At 61.1% G+C, this 22385-nt stretch carries 22 protein-coding genes, 1 tRNA gene and 1 riboswitch; of the genes, 7 read left to right on the top strand and 16 right to left on the bottom strand.

The window, feature by feature from the left end:
- Positions 1–105 precede the first annotated feature (105 nt).
- Both BW978_RS16870 and BW978_RS16865 read left to right on the top strand, forming a co-directional pair.
- A complete protein-coding gene (locus BW978_RS16870; protein WP_076396993.1) occupies positions 106–789 on the top strand; it encodes a response regulator transcription factor in 684 nt (227 codons plus the stop codon).
- 117 nt (positions 790–906) lie between these two features.
- Entirely contained in the window at positions 907–1362 is a 456-nt protein-coding gene (locus tag BW978_RS16865) for a cyclic nucleotide-binding domain-containing protein (RefSeq protein WP_076396992.1), read from the top strand.
- A gap of 22 nt (positions 1363–1384) precedes the next feature.
- Here the strand turns inward: BW978_RS16865 and BW978_RS16860 are convergent, their stop codons facing one another.
- The 6 genes from BW978_RS16860 to tesB all read right to left on the bottom strand — a co-directional run bounded on the left by BW978_RS16860 (position 1385) and on the right by tesB (position 8783).
- On the bottom strand, positions 1385–2191 hold the full coding sequence (locus BW978_RS16860; protein WP_076396991.1) for an exodeoxyribonuclease III: 807 nt from the start codon (positions 2189–2191) through the stop codon (positions 1385–1387).
- Positions 2192–2307: 116 nt separating this feature from the next.
- Positions 2308–2964 carry an outer membrane lipoprotein carrier protein LolA gene (locus BW978_RS16855; RefSeq protein ID WP_076396990.1) on the bottom strand — a complete coding sequence of 219 codons (657 nt, stop codon included), beginning with the start codon at positions 2962–2964 and terminating at the stop codon, positions 2308–2310.
- Positions 2965–3090: 126 nt separating this feature from the next.
- Complete coding sequence (locus tag BW978_RS16850; protein ID WP_076396989.1) at positions 3091–5742, bottom strand: FtsK/SpoIIIE family DNA translocase; 2652 nt, start codon at positions 5740–5742, stop codon at positions 3091–3093.
- Positions 5743–5943: 201 nt separating this feature from the next.
- Entirely contained in the window at positions 5944–7305 is a 1362-nt protein-coding gene (locus BW978_RS16845; protein WP_076396988.1) for an ammonium transporter, read from the bottom strand.
- 27 nt (positions 7306–7332) lie between these two features.
- Complete coding sequence (locus tag BW978_RS16840; RefSeq protein WP_076396987.1) at positions 7333–7683, bottom strand: P-II family nitrogen regulator; 351 nt, start codon at positions 7681–7683, stop codon at positions 7333–7335.
- 215 nt (positions 7684–7898) lie between these two features.
- Positions 7899–8783, bottom strand: coding sequence for an acyl-CoA thioesterase II (tesB, locus tag BW978_RS16835; protein WP_076396986.1), 885 nt, complete (start codon positions 8781–8783; stop codon positions 7899–7901).
- Positions 8784–8836: 53 nt separating this feature from the next.
- Between tesB and BW978_RS16830 the strand changes: the two genes are divergently transcribed.
- Positions 8837–10081, top strand: coding sequence for a ubiquinone biosynthesis hydroxylase (locus BW978_RS16830; RefSeq protein ID WP_280173598.1), 1245 nt, complete (start codon positions 8837–8839; stop codon positions 10079–10081).
- Between the two features lie 37 nt (positions 10082–10118).
- Here the strand turns inward: BW978_RS16830 and BW978_RS16825 are convergent, their stop codons facing one another.
- The 4 genes from BW978_RS16825 to BW978_RS16810 form a co-directional block, all read right to left on the bottom strand.
- Positions 10119–10316 (bottom strand): Trm112 family protein, encoded by a 198-nt coding sequence (locus BW978_RS16825; RefSeq protein ID WP_054149805.1) that lies wholly within the window; start codon positions 10314–10316, stop codon positions 10119–10121.
- A gap of 3 nt (positions 10317–10319) precedes the next feature.
- The gene (locus tag BW978_RS16820) at positions 10320–10997 is read right to left on the bottom strand and encodes an LON peptidase substrate-binding domain-containing protein (protein WP_076396985.1); all 678 of its coding nucleotides are present in this window, start codon (positions 10995–10997) and stop codon (positions 10320–10322) included.
- 86 nt (positions 10998–11083) lie between these two features.
- Positions 11084–12058 carry a thioredoxin gene (gene trxA, locus BW978_RS16815; RefSeq protein WP_076396984.1) on the bottom strand — a complete coding sequence of 325 codons (975 nt, stop codon included), beginning with the start codon at positions 12056–12058 and terminating at the stop codon, positions 11084–11086.
- Positions 12059–12126: 68 nt separating this feature from the next.
- Complete coding sequence (locus tag BW978_RS16810; RefSeq protein ID WP_076396983.1) at positions 12127–12630, bottom strand: prolyl-tRNA synthetase associated domain-containing protein; 504 nt, start codon at positions 12628–12630, stop codon at positions 12127–12129.
- A gap of 275 nt (positions 12631–12905) precedes the next feature.
- On the opposite strand from BW978_RS16810, the gene BW978_RS16805 reads away from it, so the two are divergent.
- Positions 12906–12980: transfer RNA gene (locus BW978_RS16805), tRNA-Gly, on the top strand.
- A 106-nt stretch (positions 12981–13086) separates the two neighbouring features.
- On the opposite strand, the gene BW978_RS16800 is transcribed toward BW978_RS16805, so the two are convergent.
- From BW978_RS16800 to BW978_RS16780, 5 genes are all read right to left on the bottom strand, one after another.
- The gene (locus BW978_RS16800; protein WP_076396982.1) at positions 13087–14097 is read right to left on the bottom strand and encodes an aldose epimerase family protein; all 1011 of its coding nucleotides are present in this window, start codon (positions 14095–14097) and stop codon (positions 13087–13089) included.
- A 46-nt stretch (positions 14098–14143) separates the two neighbouring features.
- Complete coding sequence (locus BW978_RS16795) at positions 14144–15328, bottom strand: vWA domain-containing protein (RefSeq protein ID WP_076396981.1); 1185 nt, start codon at positions 15326–15328, stop codon at positions 14144–14146.
- Positions 15329–15422: 94 nt separating this feature from the next.
- Positions 15423–16352 (bottom strand): homoserine O-acetyltransferase MetA, encoded by a 930-nt coding sequence (gene metA / locus BW978_RS16790; protein ID WP_076396980.1) that lies wholly within the window; start codon positions 16350–16352, stop codon positions 15423–15425.
- A 91-nt stretch (positions 16353–16443) separates the two neighbouring features.
- A riboswitch (SAM riboswitch) is annotated at positions 16444–16521 on the bottom strand.
- Between the two features lie 1173 nt (positions 16522–17694).
- Positions 17695–17901, bottom strand: coding sequence for a DUF1737 domain-containing protein (locus BW978_RS16785; RefSeq protein ID WP_069042784.1), 207 nt, complete (start codon positions 17899–17901; stop codon positions 17695–17697).
- On the bottom strand, positions 17898–18818 hold the full coding sequence (locus BW978_RS16780; RefSeq protein ID WP_076396979.1) for an HpcH/HpaI aldolase/citrate lyase family protein: 921 nt from the start codon (positions 18816–18818) through the stop codon (positions 17898–17900). Before BW978_RS16780 ends, BW978_RS16785 begins: the two co-directional genes overlap by 4 nt.
- A gap of 110 nt (positions 18819–18928) precedes the next feature.
- Between BW978_RS16780 and BW978_RS16775 the strand changes: the two genes are divergently transcribed.
- Positions 18929–19159, top strand: coding sequence for a hypothetical protein (locus tag BW978_RS16775; RefSeq protein WP_054151356.1), 231 nt, complete (start codon positions 18929–18931; stop codon positions 19157–19159).
- Between the two features lie 164 nt (positions 19160–19323).
- Positions 19324–19929, top strand: a complete 606-nt coding sequence (gene leuD / locus BW978_RS16770) for a 3-isopropylmalate dehydratase small subunit (RefSeq protein WP_076396978.1) — start codon at positions 19324–19326, stop codon at positions 19927–19929.
- Positions 19930–19987: 58 nt separating this feature from the next.
- Here the strand turns inward: leuD and BW978_RS16765 are convergent, their stop codons facing one another.
- On the bottom strand, positions 19988–20920 hold the full coding sequence (locus BW978_RS16765) for a pyridoxal-phosphate dependent enzyme (RefSeq protein ID WP_076396977.1): 933 nt from the start codon (positions 20918–20920) through the stop codon (positions 19988–19990).
- Between the two features lie 177 nt (positions 20921–21097).
- Between BW978_RS16765 and leuB the strand changes: the two genes are divergently transcribed.
- Complete coding sequence (gene leuB / locus BW978_RS16760; RefSeq protein ID WP_076396976.1) at positions 21098–22210, top strand: 3-isopropylmalate dehydrogenase; 1113 nt, start codon at positions 21098–21100, stop codon at positions 22208–22210.
- Positions 22211–22385 lie beyond the last annotated feature (175 nt).

The raw sequence follows: 22385 nt of genomic DNA, 5'->3' as shown, positions 1-22385 counted from the left end.
AATATTGTTGTATTCATAGCCCTTAAACGGCTGCGAGTAAGGCTTACATCCAGTGTACTTGGGCAGCAAGATCCCAAGCACGGGACCAAACTGGAAGGATGACGGATGACGACGCGGACCATTCTGCTTGTAGATGATGACGACGATCTGAGGCAGATCCTGGTCGAGCAGCTCTCGCTCTACGAAGAGTTTGCGCTCATGCAGGAAAGCAATGCGACCCGCGCCATGCAGACGGCAAAAACCGCCCAGATCGATCTGATGATCATGGATGTCGGGCTGCCGGACATGGATGGCCGCGAAGCGGTCAAGCTCCTGCGCAAGGGCGGCTTCAAGTCGCCGGTCATCATGCTGACAGGCCACGACACGGATTCCGATACGATCCTCGGCCTCGAAGCGGGCGCCAACGACTACGTCACCAAGCCCTTCCGCTTCGCCGTTCTGCTCGCTCGTATCCGCGCGCAATTGCGCCAGTTCGAGCAGAGCGAGGACGCGACGTTCGGGGTCGGTCCCTATCTCTTCAAGCCGAGCCAGAAACTGCTGACGACCGAAGACGGCAAGAAGATCCGCCTGACGGAAAAGGAATCGGCAATCATCCGCTACCTCTATCGTGCCGGCCAGAAAGTGGTGACGCGCGATGTTCTGCTCGAAGAGGTCTGGGGTTACAATTCCGGCGTGACGACCCATACGCTCGAAACCCATGTCTACCGGCTTCGCCAGAAGATCGAGCGCGATCCCTCGAATGCCGAAATCCTGGTCACCGAAAACGGCGGCTACAAGATCGTTCCCTGAACGACGGATCAGAATGCGACGGGGATGAAGGCGACCTCTGTGTCGTTTTCATCCCCGTTTTGCGTTATGGACTGACAGCGGGCGTATCGACGATGCCCGATCGGACCAGGAAACGTAATGTCACTCAGCGACGATATCGAGCTTCTGTCGGCTCTGCCTCTCTTTTCCGGTGTGGACAAGGATCAGCTGCGTCTGATCGCCTTCGGTGCCGAGCACAGGCAGGTTGCAGCGGGGCAGGCTCTCTTCCGGGAAAAGGCGCCGGCAGAATGTGCCTATGTCGTCGTTCGCGGCGAGATCGAGCTCTATGTGATCGGCCGGGATGGAAAGCCGCATCTGGAAGCCCGGGTCGGTCCCGGGATCATGTTGTCCGAGCTCGCCCTGATCACCATGGTGGAGCGCAAATACACTGCGGTTGCGGTCGAGGATGTCGACGTCATCAGGATCACCCGGACGCTCTTCCACCGACTGCTTGAGGAATATCCGCAGATGGCGCGCCAGGTCGAGGGGCGGATCAAGCAGTCGCTTGCGGCTCTGATCGATGGCGCGGAAGCGCTGGCGCCGAAATTCTCCTAGATAGCCGACTTTATATCGCCTGCTATGGATTCTGGAAGCGGGCCGTTACGGGTACATGGTCCGAAGGCTGGTTCCATCCACGCGCTTCCTTGAGGATATCGACGCGCGACAGAAGTGGTGCGAGATCGGAAGAGGACCAGATGTGATCGAGACGGCGGCCTCGGTCTGCTGCGGCCCAATCCTTCGCCCGATAGCTCCACCAGGTGTAGAGCTTCTCCGAAGCCGGCACGTGCTGGCGCATCAGGTCGACCCATTTGCCCTGACGCATGATGGCGAGCAAGCCTTCCGTTTCGACCGGCGTATGGCTGACGATCTTGAGCATCTGCTTGTGGGACCAGACATCGTGTTCCAGCGGCGCGATGTTCAGATCGCCGACCAGAATGGTGCCCGTGTTCGGTTCCGCCTCGGCGGACAGGGCCTTCATCTCCTCGATGAAGTCGAGCTTGTGCCCGAATTTCGGGTTGATCTCGCGGTTCGGCTCGTCGCCGCCGGCCGGCACATAGAAGTTGTGCAGGCGGATCCGCCGCCCTGCCCATTCGAAGACTGCCGAGATGTGCCGGCTGTCGCCGACGCCGCAGTAATCCTGCCGATGATCTTCGGCCAAAGGCAGTTTCGAGCAGATTGCTACCCCGTGGTAGCCCTTCTGCCCATGGATCACGATGTTGGAATAGCCGAGTTCTGCGATCTCCGCTGCCGGGAACTGGTCGTTCTGGCACTTGATTTCCTGCAGGCACAGGATGTCCGGATTTTCACGCTTGAGGAAGTCCTGGACGATCGGCAGGCGCAGACGCACCGAGTTGATGTTCCAGGTCGTGATTGCGAGTGTCATCGTGGCCGCCTTGAATGTTCCCCCGGCTTCTTAGGAGGTTCAGGTGCCCATGAACAGGAAAAGGCGGCTGATCCCTTGCGATCTACCGCCTTCTCCACAGGTCGAAACAGAATGTCTCAGCCGCCGCGTCTCTGGCCATGTACTTCGGCATAGGGAATTTCAAAGACGCTCGGGTCGAACTGCACGCCATTCTGAACATTGAAGATCATCACCGACGTATCCTTTTTCTGCACGTCGGTGATCGTCCACTGGCGCAGTTCGTAGGACTTCGGATCGAACATCAGTGTGATCGTCGAATCGCCGAAGATCGTCCGGTCGCCGAGCACGATCGTCGTCAGGTCCGCTTCCTGCTTGACGTCGCGGACCATCTGGTTGCTGAGATCGATCCGGTTGGCGAGAAGCAGGCTGAGCGGCGTCTTGTTGAGTGGGTAGAGATCCCAGGTCTTCAGCTTGGTATTACCGATGACGACATTCTTGCCATCGGAAATCACGCGCATCGGCGACGGCTGTTCATAGTTGAAGCGCAGCTTGCCCGGACGTTCGATGAAGAACTTGCCGCCTGTCTGCTCGCCACGCGGACCGAATTGGACGAATTCGCCCATCATGGTGCTCACGCTCGAGAAATGGTCGGCGATCTGCTGGGCCGCGCCCGCCTGTGCGAATGCGGGGAACGGCAGAGCGGCGCAAGCCATCATCGCAGCCGTACCCAGCACGAACTGGCGGCGGCTGGCCAACATCGGGAGGCGGGCGCCGCGTTCCTTGATTTCTTTCATGCGATACTCCTTCATATGCTCTCGGTCTCGCCGAAAAAGGCGGCGGCTTCATGACCGTTATCGCCTGTGCCGCTGCGGCAACTCGTCCGCATGTCCGCTTGTTCCATTCCGGAACCGATTGATGCCTTACTCTTCGGTCGGTACCAGAATTTCGCGTTTGCCGGCATGGTTGGCAGGACCGATGATGCCCTCCTTCTCCATGCGCTCGATCAGGGACGCGGCACGGTTATAGCCGATGCCAAGACGACGCTGGACATAGGAGGTCGACGCCTTGCCGTCACGCAGGACAATGGCGACCGCCTGATCATAGGGATCGTCCGATTCACCGAGGTTGCCGGTTCCAACAGGACCGCCGCCATCTTCGCCATCCTCGTCATCGTCGACGGTGATTGCTTCGAGATATTGCGGCGAGCCTTGGGTCTTGAGGTAAGCAACGATTTCTTCGACCTCATGGTCGGAGACAAAGGGACCGTGGACACGCTGGATGCGGCCGCCGCCGGCCATGTAGAGCATGTCGCCCATGCCGAGCAGCTGTTCGGCCCCCTGCTCGCCGAGAATGGTGCGGCTGTCGATCTTCGACGTTACCTGGAAGGAAATACGGGTCGGGAAGTTCGCCTTGATCGTACCGGTGATGACGTCGACCGATGGGCGCTGGGTTGCCATGATCACGTGGATGCCGGCCGCACGGGCCATCTGTGCAAGCCGCTGAACGGCGCCTTCGATGTCCTTGCCGGCCACCATCATCAGGTCTGCCATTTCGTCGATGATGACGACGATATAGGGCAGTGGCTGCAGGTCGAATTCTTCCGTCTCGTAGATCGCTTCGCCCGTCTGGCGGTCAAAGCCGGTCTGCACGGTGCGGGTCAGGACCTCGCCCTTTTCGAGCGCCTGAGCGACACGGGCGTTGAAGCCGTCGATGTTGCGAACGCCGATCTTCGACATCTTCTTGTAGCGCTCTTCCATCTCGCGGACGGTCCATTTGAGCGCTACCACGGCCTTCTTCGGATCCGTGACAACAGGAGAGAGAAGATGCGGGATGCCGTCATAGACGGAGAGTTCCAGCATCTTCGGATCGATCATGATCAGGCGGCATTGCTCCGGCGTCATCTTGTAGAGGAGCGACAGGATCATCGTGTTGATGGCAACCGACTTACCCGAACCGGTGGTGCCGGCGACGAGCAGATGCGGCATCTTGGCGAGGTCGGCGATGACGGGTTCGCCGCCGATCGTCTTGCCGAGTGCCATGGCAAGCTTTGCCTTGTTGCCGTCGAAGTCGCGGCTGCCGATCAGTTCGCGCAGGTAGACGGTCTCGCGGGTCTGGTTGGGCAATTCGATGCCGATCGCGTTGCGACCGGGGACCACGGCAACACGGGCGGCAATTGCGCTCATCGAACGTGCAATGTCGTCGGCAAGGCCGATGACGCGCGACGACTTGATGCCGGGTGCCGGCTCGAGCTCGTAGAGCGTGACGACAGGGCCGGGCCGGACATGGATGATCTCGCCCTTGACGCCGAAGTCGTCGAGAACGCCCTCGAGCAGGCGGGCATTGTGCTCCAGCGCCTCGGCAGACAGCGTGGCGTCGCGTGTAATGGCGCGCGGCTCGGCAAGAAGATGGACCGAGGGCAGCTGGAAACCTTCGGGACGTAGAAGCGAGCCTTGCGCGTCGCGCTCCATGCGGGGGCCCGGCTTGGGACGTGCGGCGGGTGCCGCAACGCGCGGCGAGGCTCCGGCAGGCTTTGCCGGCGCCGATCGCACGCCGTCGTCGGAAAGGATGCCGGCCGGCCGCGGCAGATCGTCGAGACCGAAATCGTCTTCGTCGTCATCGAAGTGCCCAGCCGACATGGGCGGCGGGGATACGATCGAGCGGCCGGTCGGGCGCAGAGGTGCGCCATCCAGGGAGGGTTCGACGCGGGCATTGAGCGGTGGTGCCTTGGCGCGCACCGGCTCGTTGAGTGTCCCGAATTCGTCATCGTTGAAATCATAGGGCTGTTCGAAATCGCGCTCGCGACGATCGCTGGACTTCAGGCCGAACAGGCGTCGGACGCGGGCGCGCGTCGTGTACCAGTTGTGAGTTACCGCACCCATGACCAGAGCGATCGGGCCTTCGCGTTCGTCGTCTTCCTCTTCGTCTTCGAAGACGGGTGCCTTTGGCTTGGCGCGGACGAGCGGAGCGACAGGCTCCTCGTCATCCGCCGGCTCGGCAGCCTTGCCGACAATGCCGGCCGCAAACAGCATCAGCCAGGTCGCCGGCAGGGCCAGCACCGCACCCAGGATCATCGCGAATGTCGACGTCGGATAGGCGCCGATGAAGAGTGCCGGAAAGCGCAGGATGAGATCGCCGAGCACGCCGCCTGTTCCACTTGGCAGGGGCCAGGTCTGCGGCGGCGGAAAGCAGCCGACGGCGGCAGCCGCAACCAGGGCGCCTGCAACCCAGGCACCGAGACGGGCCGGGATGCGGGTCACACGGCGTCCGCCGATGAGGGCGAAGGACCAGGCAAGCACCGGCAGGAGCGCCAGAAGACTACCCAGCCCGAAGAACTGCATCATCAGGTCGGCAAAGACTGCGCCGGACAGTCCGAGGATATTGGTCGGCGGATTGTCTGTCGCATAGGAGAGGCTCGGATCCGAGACGTTCCAGGTGGCGAGCGCCGCGACTGCAAGCACCAGAAGGAGAAACAGCCCAAAGCCGGTCAGTGCCAGGATCTGGCGCAGCATGAAGGCTGACAACGCCGAGCGTGTCGAGTGCTCCGGAAGCGTTGCTGAATGGCTTCTGCTCATGGGGTCTCTGTCCGTCCTGTTGCCGGTGATGCCTTCGATCCCCGCCCAAGACGGAGATCGCCAGCTGCTAGACTACAGGATCGAGGGTTAATGCTGCATTAACCATGCGTGACGGGAAGCCGTCGTCAATTCTCCATAAAAAACGCCCGGGTGATGAGACCCGGGCGCTGCCGCATTTGAACTGCAAGGATCCGAGGGATCTTAGCTGTGGTAGGCTGCTTCGCCATGCGAGGCGAGGTCGAGGCCTTCGCGCTCGGCTTCAACCGGCACACGCAGACCGACGATCAGATCGACCAGCTTGTAGAGGATGATCGAGCCAATGCCGCACCACAGAATGGTGACGACGACAGCATAGATCTGGGTCATGACCTGGCCGCCCATGGTCACGCCTTCAGCGTAGCCGATGCCGCCAAGCGAAGCGGAAGCGAAGACGCCGGTTGCGATGGCGCCAAAGAGGCCACCGATACCGTGAACGCCGAAGACGTCTGCGGTGTCGTCATAGCCGAACTTGTTCTTCACAACGGCGACGAAGAAGTAGCAGAGCGGCGAAACCATGAGACCCATGACGATCGCGCCCATCGGGCCGGCGATGCCGGCTGCCGGGGTGATCGCAACGAGGCCGGAGATCATGCCGGAAGCTGCGCCGAGCATCGAAGCCTTGCCACGGGTGAAGGTTTCAACCAGGCACCAGGAGACGACAGCGGCTGCGGTCGCGATGAAGGTGTTGACGGTCGCCAGCATGGCGCCACCAGAGGCTTCGAGGTTGGAGCCTGCGTTGAAGCCGAACCAGCCGACCCAGAGCATGGCTGCACCGACGAGCGTCAGCGTCATCGAATGCGGAGCCATCATGTCCTTGCCATAGCCCGTGCGCTTGCCCAGCATGATCGCACCGATCAAACCAGCCACGCCGGCATTGATGTGAACGACGGTGCCGCCAGCGAAGTCGAGTGCACCCCAGCCGAAGATCAGGCCGTTGGCATCCCAGACCATGTGAGCGACCGGCAAGTAGACCAAGGTGACCCAGAGCAGGCAGAAGAGCACTGCTGCGGAGAACTTGATGCGTTCCGCAAAGGCGCCGACGATAAGGGCCGGCGTGATGGCGGCGAAGGTCATCTGGAACATGATGAAGATGTATTCCGGAATGACGGCATCAGAGAAGGTGGCTGCCGTGCTTTCCGGCGTAACGCCGGAGAGGAACAACTTGGCGAAGCCGCCGAAATAAGGGCTTTCCGAGCCGCCGAAGGCGAACGAGTAACCGTAGATCACCCAGGCAAGCATTACGGTCGAACCGATGACGGTGCACTGCATGAGAACCGAGAGCATGTTCTTGGCGCGAACCAGACCGCCATAGAAGAGAGCCAGACCCGGGATCAGCATGAACAGGACGAGGATGGTGCAGAGGAACATGAAGGCGGTATCGCCCTTGTCCGGAACCGGAGCTGCAGCAACTGCTTCGGCTGCAGCGGGCGCTGCTTCCTGCGCGAAGGCGACAACCGGCGCCAGCACTGCTGCGGACGCGGCGCCAAGGCGCACGAGATTGGAATTCAGATTGGCAAATGACATCAGTAACAACTCCCCTTACAGCCGTTCTTACAGCGCTTCGGTATTGGTTTCGCCGGTGCGGATCCGCACGGCCTGATCGATCGCATAGACAAAGATCTTGCCATCGCCGATCTGGCCGGTCTTGGCAGCAGAAGCGATCGCTTCGACGGCCTTGTCGGCGAGCTCGGACGAGACTGCGATCTCGATCTTCAGTTTCGGCAGAAAGCTGACGGCGTATTCGGTGCCGCGGTAGATTTCAGTGTGCCCCTTCTGGCGTCCATAGCCCTTGACCTCGGTCACGGTCAGGCCCTGGATCCCCACAGCCGTCAAGGCCTCGCGTACCTCGTCCAGCTTGAACGGCTTGATGATAGCCATCACAATCTTCATCTGGTTTCCCATCCTTTGCTTGTCCTCGGCTCGGAGCCGACTCTCCTTGCCGCCCGCAGCAACATTCGCGCAGCGACTGGACAATGACATTCAAAAGGCGTGCCAGATTCAGAATTGCCTATAAGTTATTGAAATCTAAAGACTATGAAAAACGCAGCCAATAAACAGGCAAATGAATGCGCAATGGGCGCACATAAATTGTGCAGAATATCACGAATGGCTTAAATCTAGTCATTTGCCCGTTTGCGGATCAGCCCCTCCTGGGCCACCGAGGCAACCAGCCGTCCGTCGCGGGTGAAGATGCTGCCGCGGGTCATTCCGCGCGCGCCTGCCGCACTGGGGCTGTCTTGCGTGTAGAGTAGCCAGTCATCCAGCCGGCAGGGACGGTGGAACCACATGGCATGGTCGAGACTGGCGACCTGCAGTTCGGGGTCGAAGATCGACGTGCCGTGCGCATAGAGCGAGGTGTCGAGCAGGGTCATGTCCGAGAGATACGCAAGGATTGCCGCCTGATAATGCCTGTCGTCGGGCACGAGGCCGGATGCGCGAACCCAGATATGGGCCTCCGGTTCCAGTTTTTCCCGGGACAGATAGTGGGTCAGCGATGTCGGGCGGATCTCGATCGGCCGCTCGCGGCCCCAGTATGTCTTCACCGTATCCGGCGCCTGGGCGAGGAAGGCAGCGCGAAACTCCGCTTCGCCCATCAGCTGTTCCGGTGCGGCGACGTCCGGGATCTTCACCTGGTGATCAAAGCCCGGTTCCTCCACCTGGAAGGAGGCCGACATGGAAAAGATCGCCTTGCCATGCTGGATCGCGACAACGCGGCGCGTGGTGAAGGAAGAGCCGTCGCGGATGCGCTCGACCTGATAGACGATCGGGATGGAGGGATCGCCCGGGCGCATGAAATAGGCGTGGAGCGAATGCACGATGCGGTCGGGGTCGACGCAGCGCTGTGCCGCCATCAGGGCCTGTGCGATGACCAGGCCACCGAACACGCGCTGCCAGCCGTTCTGCGGACTGCTACCGCGAAACAGGTTTTCCTCCAGCTTTTCCAGATCGAGACGCTCGATCAGGTCTTGCATTGGTTTGGTCTGGCCAGATGGCTGCGACATATTGCATTGCTCCGCTTATAGGCACCCGTTCAAGGCTGATCTATATAGGTGTCATCAGGTCTACAAGAACAAAGGAATTTGCCATGCTGGATGTGCTCGTCGTCGGCGGTGGCTATGTCGGTCTTTCCGCTGCAGTCGCAATCAAGCAGGCGGCCCCGCATCTCGCCGTCGAGGTTGTCGAAGCGGCGCCCGAGGACGCGTGGAAGAAGGACCCGAGGGCCTCGGCGATCATTGCGGCTGCGACCAAGATGCTCGATGTTTTCGGGCTCTGGGACCAGATCGAGCCGGATGCGCAGCCGATCAACCGGATGATCGTGACCGATTCGAAAACGTCCGATCCCGTGCGCCCGGTCTTCCTGACCTTTGATGGTGCCGTCGAAGACGGTCAGCCCTTCGCGCACATGATCCCGAATGTCAGCATGGTCGCAGCATTGCGCCAGGCCTGCGAGGAACGCGGCATCACCATTCGGCATGGATTGCGGGCAACCGGCTTTCGCGATACCGGACCGAGTGCCGAACTGACGCTCTCGGATGGCAGCGTCGTTTCGTCACGCCTCGTCATTGCCTGCGACGGCGTGCGATCCAAGCTGCGCGATCTCGCCGGCATCAAGACCGTCACCTGGAAGTATGGCCAATCCGGCATCGTCACCACCGTGGAGCACGAGCGGCCGCATGACGGCGTTGCAGAAGAGCACTTCCTGCCGGCCGGTCCGTTTGCCATCCTGCCGCTGAAGGGCAACCGTTCGTCTCTGGTCTGGACGGAGCGGACTGATGATGCCGACCGGCTCGTCGCCTCCGATGACCTGTTGTTCGAGGCCGAGCTCGAGCGCCGCTTCGGCCACAAACTCGGCACCATCCGTGCGACACCGGATCGTCGGGCCTTCCCGCTCGGTCTGACCCTTGCCCGCGCCTTCATCGCGCCGCGTCTGGCGCTTGCCGGCGACGCGGCGCATGGCATCCATCCCATCTCCGGTCAGGGCCTCAATCTCGGCTTCAAGGACGTCGCGGCACTTGCGGAGACGATCGTTGAGGCCGACCGCCTGGGTCTCGATATCGGCTCGGTCAATGTGCTCGAGCGCTACCAGATCTGGCGGCGTTTCGACACGTTCCGCATGGGGGTCACAACGGATGTGCTGAACCGTTTGTTCTCGAACGACGTGACACCGATCCGGGTGCTGCGCGATTTCGGCCTTGGCGTCGTTGATCGGATCCCGGGCCTGAAGACCTACTTCATTCGCGAGGCTGCGGGCACGTCCGGGCATGCCGGGCCGCGGCTTCTGGGCGGCCAGAGCATCTGAGCGCTCATTTCCGGATCTGGTAAAGGGGCAGGCCCGTTCAGGCGGGCATCTCCAGCTTGCGGGCTTCCGAAACCAGCATGATCGGTATTCCGTCGCGGATGGGGTAGGCGAGGCGCGCCTTCTCAGAGACGAGTTCGCTCTTCTCCCGGTCCCATTTCAGGGTCCCCTGCGTCAAAGGACAGACCAGAAGTTCGAGCATCTTCGGATCGATGAGGCTGGTCGGATTATCGGCCATGGGTCACTGCAACATGGTATCGGAATCACCGAAGGTCCGGGCGAGGACAATTTCGGTAATCGCGATCAGGGTCTCGGCACGCGTCTTCAGGTCGGGCGCCTCCAGAAGCGCCTGTTTTTCAGGCGGGCCAAACGGCGACATCATCGACAGGGAGTTCACCAGCGTCAGGTTCGATGCGCGCTCGACGCTTTCCCAATCGGCTTCGAGCTTGTTTGCCTCCAGATAGGCCTTGAAAGCCGCCAGGAGGCCGATGCGGTTGACCTGTCCCTCGTCTTCTCCCGAACTCAGATCGGCGACGAAGGGGGCTATCTGGAAGCTGCGGAAGGGCTTGCTGGTCGTCACCTCGTCCATCAGCCGGAAACGACACACCCCTGCCAGCGACACGATGTAGCGGCCATCGCCGGTTTCGGTGAAGGAGGTAATCCTGCCAAGGCAGCCGACGGGCGCCAGTTGCGGGCGCTCGGGCAGAATGTTGGCCTGCACCTCCGACATCGCCGGCTGGATCATGCCGATCAGTCGGTTGCCGGAAAGCGCCGCATCCAGCATCGCGAGGTATCGCGGTTCAAAGACGTTCAGCGGCAGCTGGCCGCCGGGCAGCAGCAGCACCCCTGAGATGGGGAAGACCGGTACCGTCTCGGGAAGGTCACCAGCCGTCAGATATCGGGCATTTCCCACTTGCATCGAAGCACATCCTGTCCGGAAAATTCCGGCGTTCGTTCTTGCTTCTATCTGGGTCGCGCCAGCCAAAACTCAAGGCCGGCGGCGGCTCACGAAAAGAGGATCGAGGAGAGTTTGCGCCGCGCCATGATGGTGGCCGGATCCTTCGGACCCCAGACCTCGAAGAATTGCAGCAGCTGTTTGCGCGCACCATCGTCCTCGAAGGTGCGGTCGCGCTTCATGATCAGCAGCAGATGTTCTGCGGCTTCCTCGCGGCGACCTTCGACATTGCGGATCTTGGCGAGCTTCAAGCGCGCCTCGTGATCGTCCGGGTTCAGCGACAGCGTATGCTCCAGCGCCACGGGATCACCGAGCTTGCGTGCCTCGTCGATCTGATCCAGCCGCGTGAGGACGGCCTGGATTTCGGCGGCCTTGGCCAGATCTTCGGGCAACTGGCTGACCAGTTCGCGGGCGCGCTGGTGCTGGTTCGCCCCGATCATGCAGTCGGCAAGCCCGGCAATCGCCTTTGTGTTGTCGGGGTCCGCCTGGAGGATCGCGGCAAACAGCTGGGCGGCACCATCGATATCTCCAGCTGCAAGCAAGCCTGCGGCTTCTTCGAGCACGGCGGCAATTTCAGCTGCCTGGTCGGCACCAGCCGGACCTGCCACCTTGTCGATGAAGGCCTTCACCTGGCTCTCAGGCAGCGCGCCCATGAAGCCATCGGCCGGACGGCCGTTGACGAAGGCAACGACGGCCGGGATTGACTGGATGCCGAGCTGGCCGGCAACCGAGGGATGGTCATCGATGTTCATCTTGACGAGCTTGACGCGTCCACCGGCTTCGGTGACGGCCTTTTCGATGATGGGGGTCAACTGCTTGCACGGACCGCACCAGGGGGCCCAGAAATCGACGAGAACCGGCTGGTTGCGCGATTCGTCCATGACGTCGCGGGCGAAGTTCGCCGTCGTCGTATCCTTGATCAGGTCGCCTGCTGCGGGCGTGCCTTGAGGAGCGCCACCGAACTCCGCCTTGGCCGTCATGGTCTGGTTGCCGTAGCTGCCGTAAGGGTTGCCATAGTCGCTCATCTTCTCGCATCTCCCGCCTGTTGCGCAGCCTTTGGGGAGGCTGACGTTCTTGCCGTTAAGATCGTATGTCAGCCCGAGACTTTCAAGACAAGCGGCGTGTGGCCGGTTGCCTCCATGAAGCGGATGAGGTCATCCCGGCCGATCGATGTCGTCGCGTCGTTGGAGAGCGGATGGCAATTGATGATGTCATGCTCCATCAGATCCTTGTCGAGGATGAAGGTGACATTCTTGTCCGTATCGTTGATCGCACCGAAGGCCGTCACCGAGCCCGGAACGACGCCGAGATACTCCATCAGCTTTTCCGGCTTGCCGAAGGACACCTTACTGGCAGCCCCGATGATCGTGTGCACCGTCTTCAGGTCCACCGATGCGTTCTCCTCGACCGTCAGCAGGAAGAAGTTGTCCTTCTTGTCCTTGACGAACAGGTTTTTGGTATGGCCGCCGGGGATCTCGTCGCGCAGCGAGACCGATTCCGCGACGGTGAAAACCGGCGGGTGGGTCTTCGTCTTGTGGGCGATCCCGAGTTCGTCGAGGAAACGAAAGAGGTCTTCGGCGGTTTTGGCTGTCGTCATGGCTGTTCTCACTCTGAATCGTCGGGGGCCTTGAGCTCCCACTATCGGATTTCCAGTTTAGCAATAGGTCCAGGACCGACGTTTCGCAATCTTTCGTACGCCGCAAAAGCCCGGAAAAGCTGAGCTTTCTCAGGTCGTTGCGCCCTTTCTCGATTTTTTTCGCGACGATCCGTCATTTCCCTGTTGCATTTGAAAATCGGTTGGGCCATATAGCGCCCGTCGCCGCAAGACGGACGGCCCACGATCCAGACACTACCCCAGGATCGAGGTTATGAGCGGGTGTAGCTCAGGGGTAGAGCACAACCTTGCCAAGGTTGGGGTCGAGCGTTCGAATCGCTTCACCCGCTCCATTCTTTCTTCAGGCAGTGACAGACGTCGTGGGATTTGTGGCGCCTTTGCGCGTCGCGTCGAAACGCGTTACCGGCCGCAGGTTGCCCCGCAGCCGGTTTTTTTCATTCAGGCTTTCGAGAAGACGTAATCCGTTTCCTGGCGCAGGACTTCGCCCGGCCGCAGTACCGCGTTCGGGAAGTTCGCATGGTTGATTGCATCCGGCCAGACCTGGGTTTCCATGCAAAAGCCGGCAAAGGCGCCGTAGCGGCGGCCGTCAAGGCCGGGAACGGCTGGAGCGACCTTGCCGCCGGCGTAGAACTGCACGCCAGGTTCCGTTGTCAGGATCTCCATGGTCACGCCGGAATTGACGCTACGCGCCAGGGAGACGCTGCGCTTGGCGACCCGGCTGCTCGAGAAGCAGAAATTGTGGTCGTAGCCGAGCTGTTCGCCCTCGACTTCGAGCCGGATCGGCCGCATCTCGCGGAAGTCGAAAGCAGTGTTCTCGACCGGCCTGATTTCTCCGGTGGGGATCAGCCGCTCGTCGACAGGCGTATAGTGATCGGCCGCGATCATCAGATCATGGCCGAGGATGTCCGCACGGCCATCGAGATTGAAATAGGCGTGGTGGCAGACATTGGCGATCGTCGGCTTGTCGGTCACTGTTTCATAGAGGGCAGAGAAGGTGCCGCCATCCTTCAGCGCAAAACTCGCACGGGTGCGCGTGGTCCCCGGATAGCCGGCGCGACCGTCCGGATCGGTCACCTCCATCACGACAAAATCGCCGCCATGATCGAGGATCGTCCAGTTCTGTCGGCCCATGCCGTCAGAGCCGCCATGCAGGTGGGAGATCCCCTTCTCGTTGAGCTCGAGCTGATAGTCGACGCCATCAAGGGTGAAGCGGCCGTTGCCAATACGGTTGGCGCAGCGTCCGGGTGTCGCGCCGAAATAAGGGGAATGGTCGAGATAGCCGGCGAGATCCTCGAAGCCGAGCACCAGTGGTGCATCGTGTCCCTCCAGACGCAGATCCTGCAGGACTGCACCAAAGGTGATGATCGAGGCTGTCAGGCCTCCACCCTTCAGCACCACCTTCTCGACCGCCTCGCCCGTGGGCATCACGCCGAATATCGTCTTCGTCATCCTGTCGTTTCCTCGCCTTAATTCATCACAGTCTTTTGTCTGTCGGTCATCGCGCCAATTCGCGGGCTGCAGCCTCCAGGCCGCCCAGCGTCAGCGGATACATCCGGTCGCCGATCAGCCAGCGAATCAGGCCGACGGACATCGTATAGTCCCAGTTCGCCTGCGGAAGCGGATTGATCCAGAGATGCCGGCGGAAGTGATCGGTCAATCGCGTCATCCAGGCCGCCCCGCTTTCGGTGTTCCAGTGCTCGACCGACCCGCCCGGATGGGTGACCTCGTAGGGGCTCATCGCCGCGTCGCCGACGAAGATCAGCCGGTAGTCGGCGCCGAACGTTCTGATGACGTCTGATGTCGGAATCGTATCGGCGTGGCGGCGCTGATTGTCCTTCCAGACGCGCTCATAGGGGCAGTTGTGGAAGTAGAAATACTCCATGTGCCGGAATTCCGAACGCGCAGCGGAAAACAGTTCCTCAACCTCGCGGACATGATCGTCCATCGAGCCGCCGATATCGAAGAACATCAGCAGCTTCACGGCATTGCGTCGCTCGGGTTGGGTCTTCACGTCGAGATAGCCGTGCTCTGCGGTCGAGCGAATGGTGCCGGAGAGATCCAGTTCTTCCGTTGCTCCCTCGCGCACAAAGCGGCGCAGCCGTCGAAGCGCCACCTTGATGTTGCGGGTGCCGAGTTCGACGCGGTCGTCGAGATTGCGGAATTCGCGCTGGTCCCACACCTTCACTGCGCGTCTGTGCCGGCTTTCCTCCTGGCCGATGCGCACACCTTCCGGATTGTAGCCATGGGCGCCGAAGGGCGAGGTGCCGGCCGTGCCGATCCACTTGTTGCCGCCCTGGTGGCGCTCCTTCTGCTCTGCCAGCCGCTCTTTCAGTGTTTCCATCAGCTTGTCGAAGCCGCCAAGCGCTTCGATCAGCTTCTTGTCCTCGTCCGAAAGGTGTCTTTCGGCGATCTTGCGCAGCCAGTCTTCGGGGATCGTCTGACGATCGACGCCTTCTGCTGCGCCCTCGCTCAGGATGCCACCGAAGATCTCGGAGAAAACCCGGTCGAATCGGTCGATGAAGCGCTCGTCCTTCACCAGGGTGGTGCGGGCGAGATAATAGAAACCTTCGGGATCGAAGTCGACCAGACCTGACTGCAGGCCTTCGAGCAGCGCCAGGTATTCCCGCAGGGTCACGGGAACCTTCTCTTCTTTCAGACGCAGAAAAAACGGCAGAAACATCGGATGACAATGGCTCGGTTCATCGGCGGCGGCATCCTGTCATAGCGGACCCCGCCTGTCCTGGCAAAATCCGCTCCCGTCCCCCGTGCCGCTGTCAGCCAGCCAGATCCTTGCCGATCTCGTTCAGATCGTATGGCGTCATCTGGTAGATCTCGTTGATCCAGTTGCCGAACAGAAGATGCGCGTGGCCGCGCCAGCGGTTGAGCGGTGTCAGCGTGTCGTCGTTGTGCGGGAAATAGTTGTGCGGCAGCTTGATCGGGATGCCCGATGACTTGTCGCGGAAATACTCGTCGCCCAGCGAGGTCGAGTCATATTCGACATGGTTGAACATGTAGAGCCGTTTGGCCCGTTTCTCCTGCACCAGGCACACACCCATCTCATCGGATTCGAGCAGGATCTCCAGTTCCGGCACCTTCTCGATGTCTTGGCGACGCACTTCCGTCCAGCGCGAGACTGGCACCTGAAAATCATCAGAGAAGCCGTTCAGGTACACCGAAGAAGGCGCCAGGTTGCGGTGGCGATAGACGCCGAAAGCCTTTTCCTTCAGCGCATGCTTCGGCACCCTGTGGAAGTGGTAGATCGCTGCCATGCCGCCCCAGCAGACATTCATGGTCGAATGCACGTTGGTCTCGGTCCAATCAAGGATATCTTCCAATTCCGGCCAGTAGGTCACTTCCTCGAAGGGCAAGGTCTCGACAGGTGCGCCGGTGATGATGAAGCCGTCGAACTTGCGGTCCTTTACCTCGTCCCAGGTCTGGTAGAAGGAAAGAAGATGTTCTTCCGGCGTGTTCTTCGCCTTGTGGCCGCCGACCCGCACCAGCGTCAGCTCCACCTGCAGCGGTGAGGCACCGATCAGCCGGGCGAACTGCACCTCGGTCTTGATCTTGTTCGGCATGAGGTTGAGCAGGCCGATCTGCAACGGGCGAATGTCCTGGCGAATGGCCATGGTTTCGGTCATGACCCGCACGCCCTCATGCACGAGGGTTTCAAAGGCGGGCAGCGTATCGGGGATCCTGATCGGCATCTTACTCTCGACTTTCCTTGTCACGGCGGTTTCAGACCGCGGAAACAAAAATACCGGCAGCTTTTATATCGCCACCGGTCCTTGGAAAGTCTTCAAACTCGCCTCGGCCCTTTAGCGACTTATTTTACGTGGCTGCAAGCCGGCCGGCCAAATCACCACGGAACACGAGGCCTTTTACGCCTGTCGGGGTTGCGAATCAATGGGGAAGGCGATGGAGGCGTTGGTGCCTCCCCCCTTGCGGCTTTGCCCCTCATCCGCCTCCTGAGCTTGTCGAAGGGCGGGCACCTTCTCCCCGCAAGCGGGGAGAAGGCGGAGACATCAACCGCCTGCACCCCCCTCTCCCCGCCTGCGGGGAGAGGGCAGGGTGAGGGGCAAAGCCACAAGCTCAGCGCCTACTTCCGAGAAAAGGGGGACGACTTTCGCGAATCCCTCAGCAAAATCAACAAAACAAAGTTTTTTCATCCCCGCCCATTTCCACGCCCTTACCCTAGTCCCCGTCCCGCCCTCGGATACACCTGACGATGCGATGTCAGGCGAGGCGGGATCGGCGCCGGGAGTGACGACTGTCGCAGGCCAGATCTCCCGGCCCGCTGCAACGGTCTCCCTCCGGACGTGGGGTTGGATACTAAGGTGACGGGGTCGGATGCCTCTTCACCGGATACCCCGATCGGAAGGACGTGCCTCAGAGGCACACAGACAAGGCGCCAATGCTGTCGCGAACATCCAGACAGCGGGGCGAACAAAACGGCGGGGATGATGGCCGAGGTCGATGACCAAGGCTTCATCCCCCGGGCGAGGGTCCCGGTCGGATTGGTGCACCATCCGGCGGGAACCTCCCGGGCCACCGGCCAGGCTGAAGCGTCATCTCGTATGATGCCGCAGCCGGACCCGCGCCCGGTCAATCTTCGCTCATCCTCGGGTTAAACCCGAGGACGAGGACCGAAGACCGTCGCCGCCTTGCCAGAGAGACGCATGCAGCGGGACAAAACGCCGAACGGGGCGCCGGAAGGAGCCACATTACTTACTTAGACAGGTTGCTTCTGGCGCCTCGTCCGAGACAAATTTCAGCCTACCCGGAGGGAGCGATCCCGACCGGCGGCGAAGCTTGGGGTTTTTGACAAATTGGTTTTTCCCTCTCCCCCTTGTGGGAGAGGTTACAAAATCGAGGGCTTAGCCCGATCAGGGCTAAACCTCAGATTTTGTTGGTGAGGGGATCGGTGATGGTGGCACGACGAACGGACCCCCTCTCTCGCGATTTCTGATGTTTAGGTGGCTTGCGCTCGCCTAATTCATCGAAATCGCTTTCTCCCCCACCAAGGGGGAGATGGGCATCACCAGCGGATCACTGCTCGCCGAGCTTCATCGATGGATCGTATTCCTTGCCATGCACCGTCTTCACCACGGCCTGGCCGCAATACAGCTTGTTCTCGGCGGCGTTGAAGGTGTGGCTCGGCGATCCGTGAAGCTCCCAGCCCTTGTTGAGCGCGTCGGTGACGCGGTGGCAGAAGCTCGAATCGTCTGGACCTGTAAGGAAACGATAGACTTTCATGGCTTGTCCTTTCTGGCGGTGATCAGTTCGACCTTGGCGAGAAGGCGGGTGGCCTCCTCGGCATGCAGTCGTTCGATCATGCGCCCATCGATGTTGATAACGTTGAGGCCCGCATGGGCCGGGTCGGAGAAGGCGTCGGCGACGAGACGGGCCTCGGCAATCGCGGCATCCGAGGGGCCGAAATGGCGATTGGCGGCTTCGATCTGCGCCGGATGGATCAGCATCTTGCCGTCGAAGCCCATGGCCCTCCCTTGAGCGCATTCATCCGAGAAGGCTTCGAGGTCGTGGAAATCGTTCGATACGCTGTCGATGACGTCGAGCCCATAGGCGCGGGCGGCGAGTACGACCTGCATCAGATAGGGCACCAGATAGGTGCGTCCGGGGGCTGCCGGAATGCCGGTCGCCTTGCGCAGGTCGTTCAGCCCAACGACGAAGGCGTCGAGCCGGCTGTCGCTGGTGCGCCCCGAAGAGGCAATCGCTGCGGCGTTGAGCACACCGCGCGGCGTTTCGATCATTGCCCAGATCCTGAGACCTTCCGCCGCATCCTGTTCGCCGAGCAGATCCGCCACGTCTTGCACAGCGACCGGTTCCTCGACCTTCGGCAACAGCACGGCGTCGGGAAGGCACTGCAAGACGAGCCTCATGTCTTCGCGGAAGTGCGGTGTGTCTGAGGCATTGATCCTGACGATGCGCTCGCGATGGCCGAGATCGGAATTTTGCAGGAATTCCAGAAGCTTATGCCGGGCGTCGGCCTTTCGATCCTCAGCAACGGAATCCTCGAGATCGAAGATGACGGCATCGCAATCGAGGGTCGTCACCTTGTCGAGGGCGCGGTCGTTGATCGCGGGCACCGTCAGCACGGATCGGCGAAGGCGGGACGGGTGGTGAAAGCGAAAGGAGGAGGCCTCTGATGTCATGGCCGAGTTCTGGCAAGCTTTGGCCGCCCACGCAAGATGACAATTGGGTGAAAGGCCCTTGCAAACCCTTGGGATAAGGACCACCTTGGTACCTGCGAAAGGACACGATCATGCAGAACATCCGCTCCGCCGCCTATGCCCTTGTTGGCCTCGCTTTTGTCGGCCTTGCCGCCGCCTTTGCGGTGTCGCTCACTCTGGTGATTGGCGCACTCCTGACAGTCACGCTCGGCGCCCGCATGCTGATGGGCAAGACGAAGCGTGCACCTGCTTACGTGAAAGCCAAGCGTCGCGATGACGTCCGCGTCTGGAACGACGGCAAGGGTACGATCATCGATCTCTGATCTGACCGTAGGCCGGTCCAGCATCTCACCTGTCCAGCGGGTGAGATGTCACTGTCGCGCGGAAAACAGCGATAGAGCCTCCTCAAGATTCTCCTTCAAATTTCTGCGGTTTTGCTCTATGGGCGAGGCATCAAACGCGCATTAGCCAGATCGAAGGCAGACTGATGGACAAGTTCGTAAAGCTCACCGGTGTCGCGGCACCGCTTCCGGTCGTCAATGTCGACACGGACATGATCATCCCCAAGGATTACCTGAAGACGATCAAGCGCACCGGTCTCGGTACCGGGCTGTTCGCCGAAGCTCGTTACAAGGAAGACGGTTCGGAGAACGCGGATTTCGTTCTCAACAAGCCGGCCTATCGCAATGCGCAGATCCTCGTCGCAGGCGATAACTTCGGTTGCGGCTCCTCGCGCGAGCATGCCCCGTGGGCGCTTCTCGACTTCGGTATCCGCTGCGTGATCTCCACGTCGTTCGCCGACATCTTCTACAACAACTGTTTCAAGAACGGCATCCTGCCAATCGTCGTCAGCCAGTCCGATCTGGACAAGCTGATGGATGATGCCTCGCGCGGTTCCAACGCCGTGCTGACCGTCGACCTGGAATCCCAGGAGATCACCGGTCCGGATGGTGGCAAGATCGCGTTCGAAATCGACGCGTTCAAGCGCCACTGCCTGCTGAACGGCCTCGACGATATCGGCCTGACACTTGAGAAGGCAACGAGCATCTCGACCTTCGAACAGTCCAACGCCGCCCATCGCCCCTGGGCCTGAGCCTTGCTCAAGCACTGAATTGATGAAGCCGGGCTCGCGCCCGGCTTTTTCTTTGGCCTTAGAGGAAACGGGCCCGCCAGGCTTCAAGCGCTGCAAGCGAGACGCCGATCCCGCCGCAGACCTCGATCAGCGGCGCTTTGAAGCGCTTCAGCTGCTCGGCATGCACGTCGGCGACAGCCAATGCCGCACCGCAAGCGGGCTCGACGAGGATCCGCTGCGCATCGGCGAATTTCAGGCAGGCCTCGACAGCCTCGGCGTCGGTCACCGTGACGCTTTCGATCGGATGCGTTTCGAGAAGCTCGAAGACATGTTGTGCGACCTGTCGCGCGCCGAGCGAATTGGCAATCGAGGTGATGGCCGGCAGCGTCACACGTTCCCCGGCGAGAACGGCAGCGTTCAGGGAAGCGGCGCCTTCCGTCTCGACCGCAAAGACGGGGATGTCGCGCAGCCCGTTGCGTCGCAACCCTTCGACGATGCCGGCAAGCAGGCCGCCACCGCCGACGCTCGTCACCACGCAATCGAACTCGGCACCTGATTTGACCACCTCGTCGATCAGGGTCGCATGACCTTCCCAGAGAAGCGGATGGTCATAGGGATGGACGTAAGCGGCCTGGCGTTTGGCCGCGAGTGCCACCGCATGGGCATTCGCCTCGTCGAAGACGGACCCGTGGACCAAGACCTTGGCACCTGTCGCGGCAATTCGCGTGCGAACCTCGGCGGACGTGGTTTCCGGCACGACGATCGTCACCGGGACGCCGAGCGCCTTGCCGGCAACGGCGGCGGCAATGCCTGCATTACCGCCAGAGGCGCAGAAGATTTCCTTCGCCCCCTTGGCGACCTCGTGCTGGCAGAGCAGTCCCACCCCACGCAGCTTGAAGCTGCCGGAAGGTTGCAAGGCATCAAGCTTCAGCCAGAGAGGCAAGCCGCTCGCGCTGTAGTCGGCGGCCGTGCGGAGGAGTGGCGTTTCGATATGAAGGGGAGAAAGCGGCATGGGGCACTCGGGGATGCTGGAGGGATGCAGATCTTTTGGACCTCGGAAACAACCGGGTCAACCGGGAAGCCCTTGCTTGGAATGGCCGGAACCGTACCGTTTCCGCCCTATCTCGCTTGAAATGACCCTGACCCGCGCGTAAGACACCGCGACTTCTTTTTCGAGTGGAGGGTTTCCATGACGGCTCGCAATCTTCTTCTTCTCCCCGGCGACGGCATCGGCCCCGAGGCCATGGCCGAAGTTCGCAAGATCATCGGTTACATGAACGAGGCGCAGGGCGCCGGCTTCGTCACCGACGAAGGCCTTGTCGGCGGTTCGGCTTATGACGCGCATGGAGCCGCGATCTCGGAAGAAGACATGGCCAAGGCGCTTGCCGCCGATGCCGTTCTCTTCGGTGCCGTCGGCGGCCCGAAGTGGGATGACGTGCCTTACGAAGTCCGCCCGGAAGCCGGCCTGTTGCGTCTGCGCAAGGATCTCGAACTCTTCGCCAACCTGCGTCCCGCCATCTGCTATCCGGCGCTCGCCAATGCCTCGTCGCTGAAGCCGGAGCTCGTTGAGGGTCTCGACATCCTCATCGTCCGCGAGCTGACTGGTGGTGTCTACTTCGGCGAGCCGAAGACCATCACCGATCTCGGCAATGGCCAGAAGCGCGCCGTCGATACGCAGGTCTACGACACCTACGAAATCGAGCGCATCGCCGCCGTCGCCTTCGAACTCGCACGGACCCGCAACAATGCCGTCTGCTCGATGGAAAAGCGCAACGTCATGAAGTCGGGCGTCTTGTGGAACCAGGTCGTGACAGCGACGCACAAGGAGAAGTTCTCCGACGTCAAGCTCGACCACATGCTGGCCGATGCCGGTGGCATGCAGCTGGTCCGCGCGCCGAAGCAGTTCGACGTCATCGTCACCGACAACCTGTTCGGCGACATGCTCTCCGACGTTGCCGCCATGCTGACCGGTTCGCTCGGCATGCTGCCGTCCGCTTCGCTCGGCGCCCCGGATGCCAAGACCGGCAAGCGCAAGGCGCTTTACGAGCCGGTGCACGGCTCGGCACCCGATATCGCCGGAAAGGGCATCGCCAATCCGATCGCGATGATCGCCTCGTTTGCCATGTGCCTGCGCTACTCCTTCAACATGGTCACCGAGGCCGATCGCCTTGAGAAGGCGATTGCCATCGTGCTCGACAAGGGCATCCGCACCGGTGACATCATGGCCGACGGTTGCCGTCAGGTCGGCACGGTCGAAATGGGCGATGCGATCCTTGAGGAGTTCAAAGCTCTTTCCGCCTGAACCAGACCATTTGAATTCTGATCCGACGGCGCGGGGCAACCCGCGCCGTTTTGCGTTTCCCGATCACCGCACTCAGCTCGGCGCCCTCTTTCTCTCACTTCACCGTGATCCCCCCTGTTCGACAGAAGGTCGCACCCCGTGCGGCAATCCGATGCCGTACACGGCCCGTAATAGT

Origin of the sequence: Rhizobium sp. RU33A, assembly GCF_900156055.1 — a bacterium.
Classification (GTDB): Bacteria; Pseudomonadota; Alphaproteobacteria; order Rhizobiales; family Rhizobiaceae; genus Allorhizobium.
The sequence above is the reverse complement of the archived record's forward strand: the minus strand, read 5'-3'. Positions and strand labels throughout refer to the sequence as shown.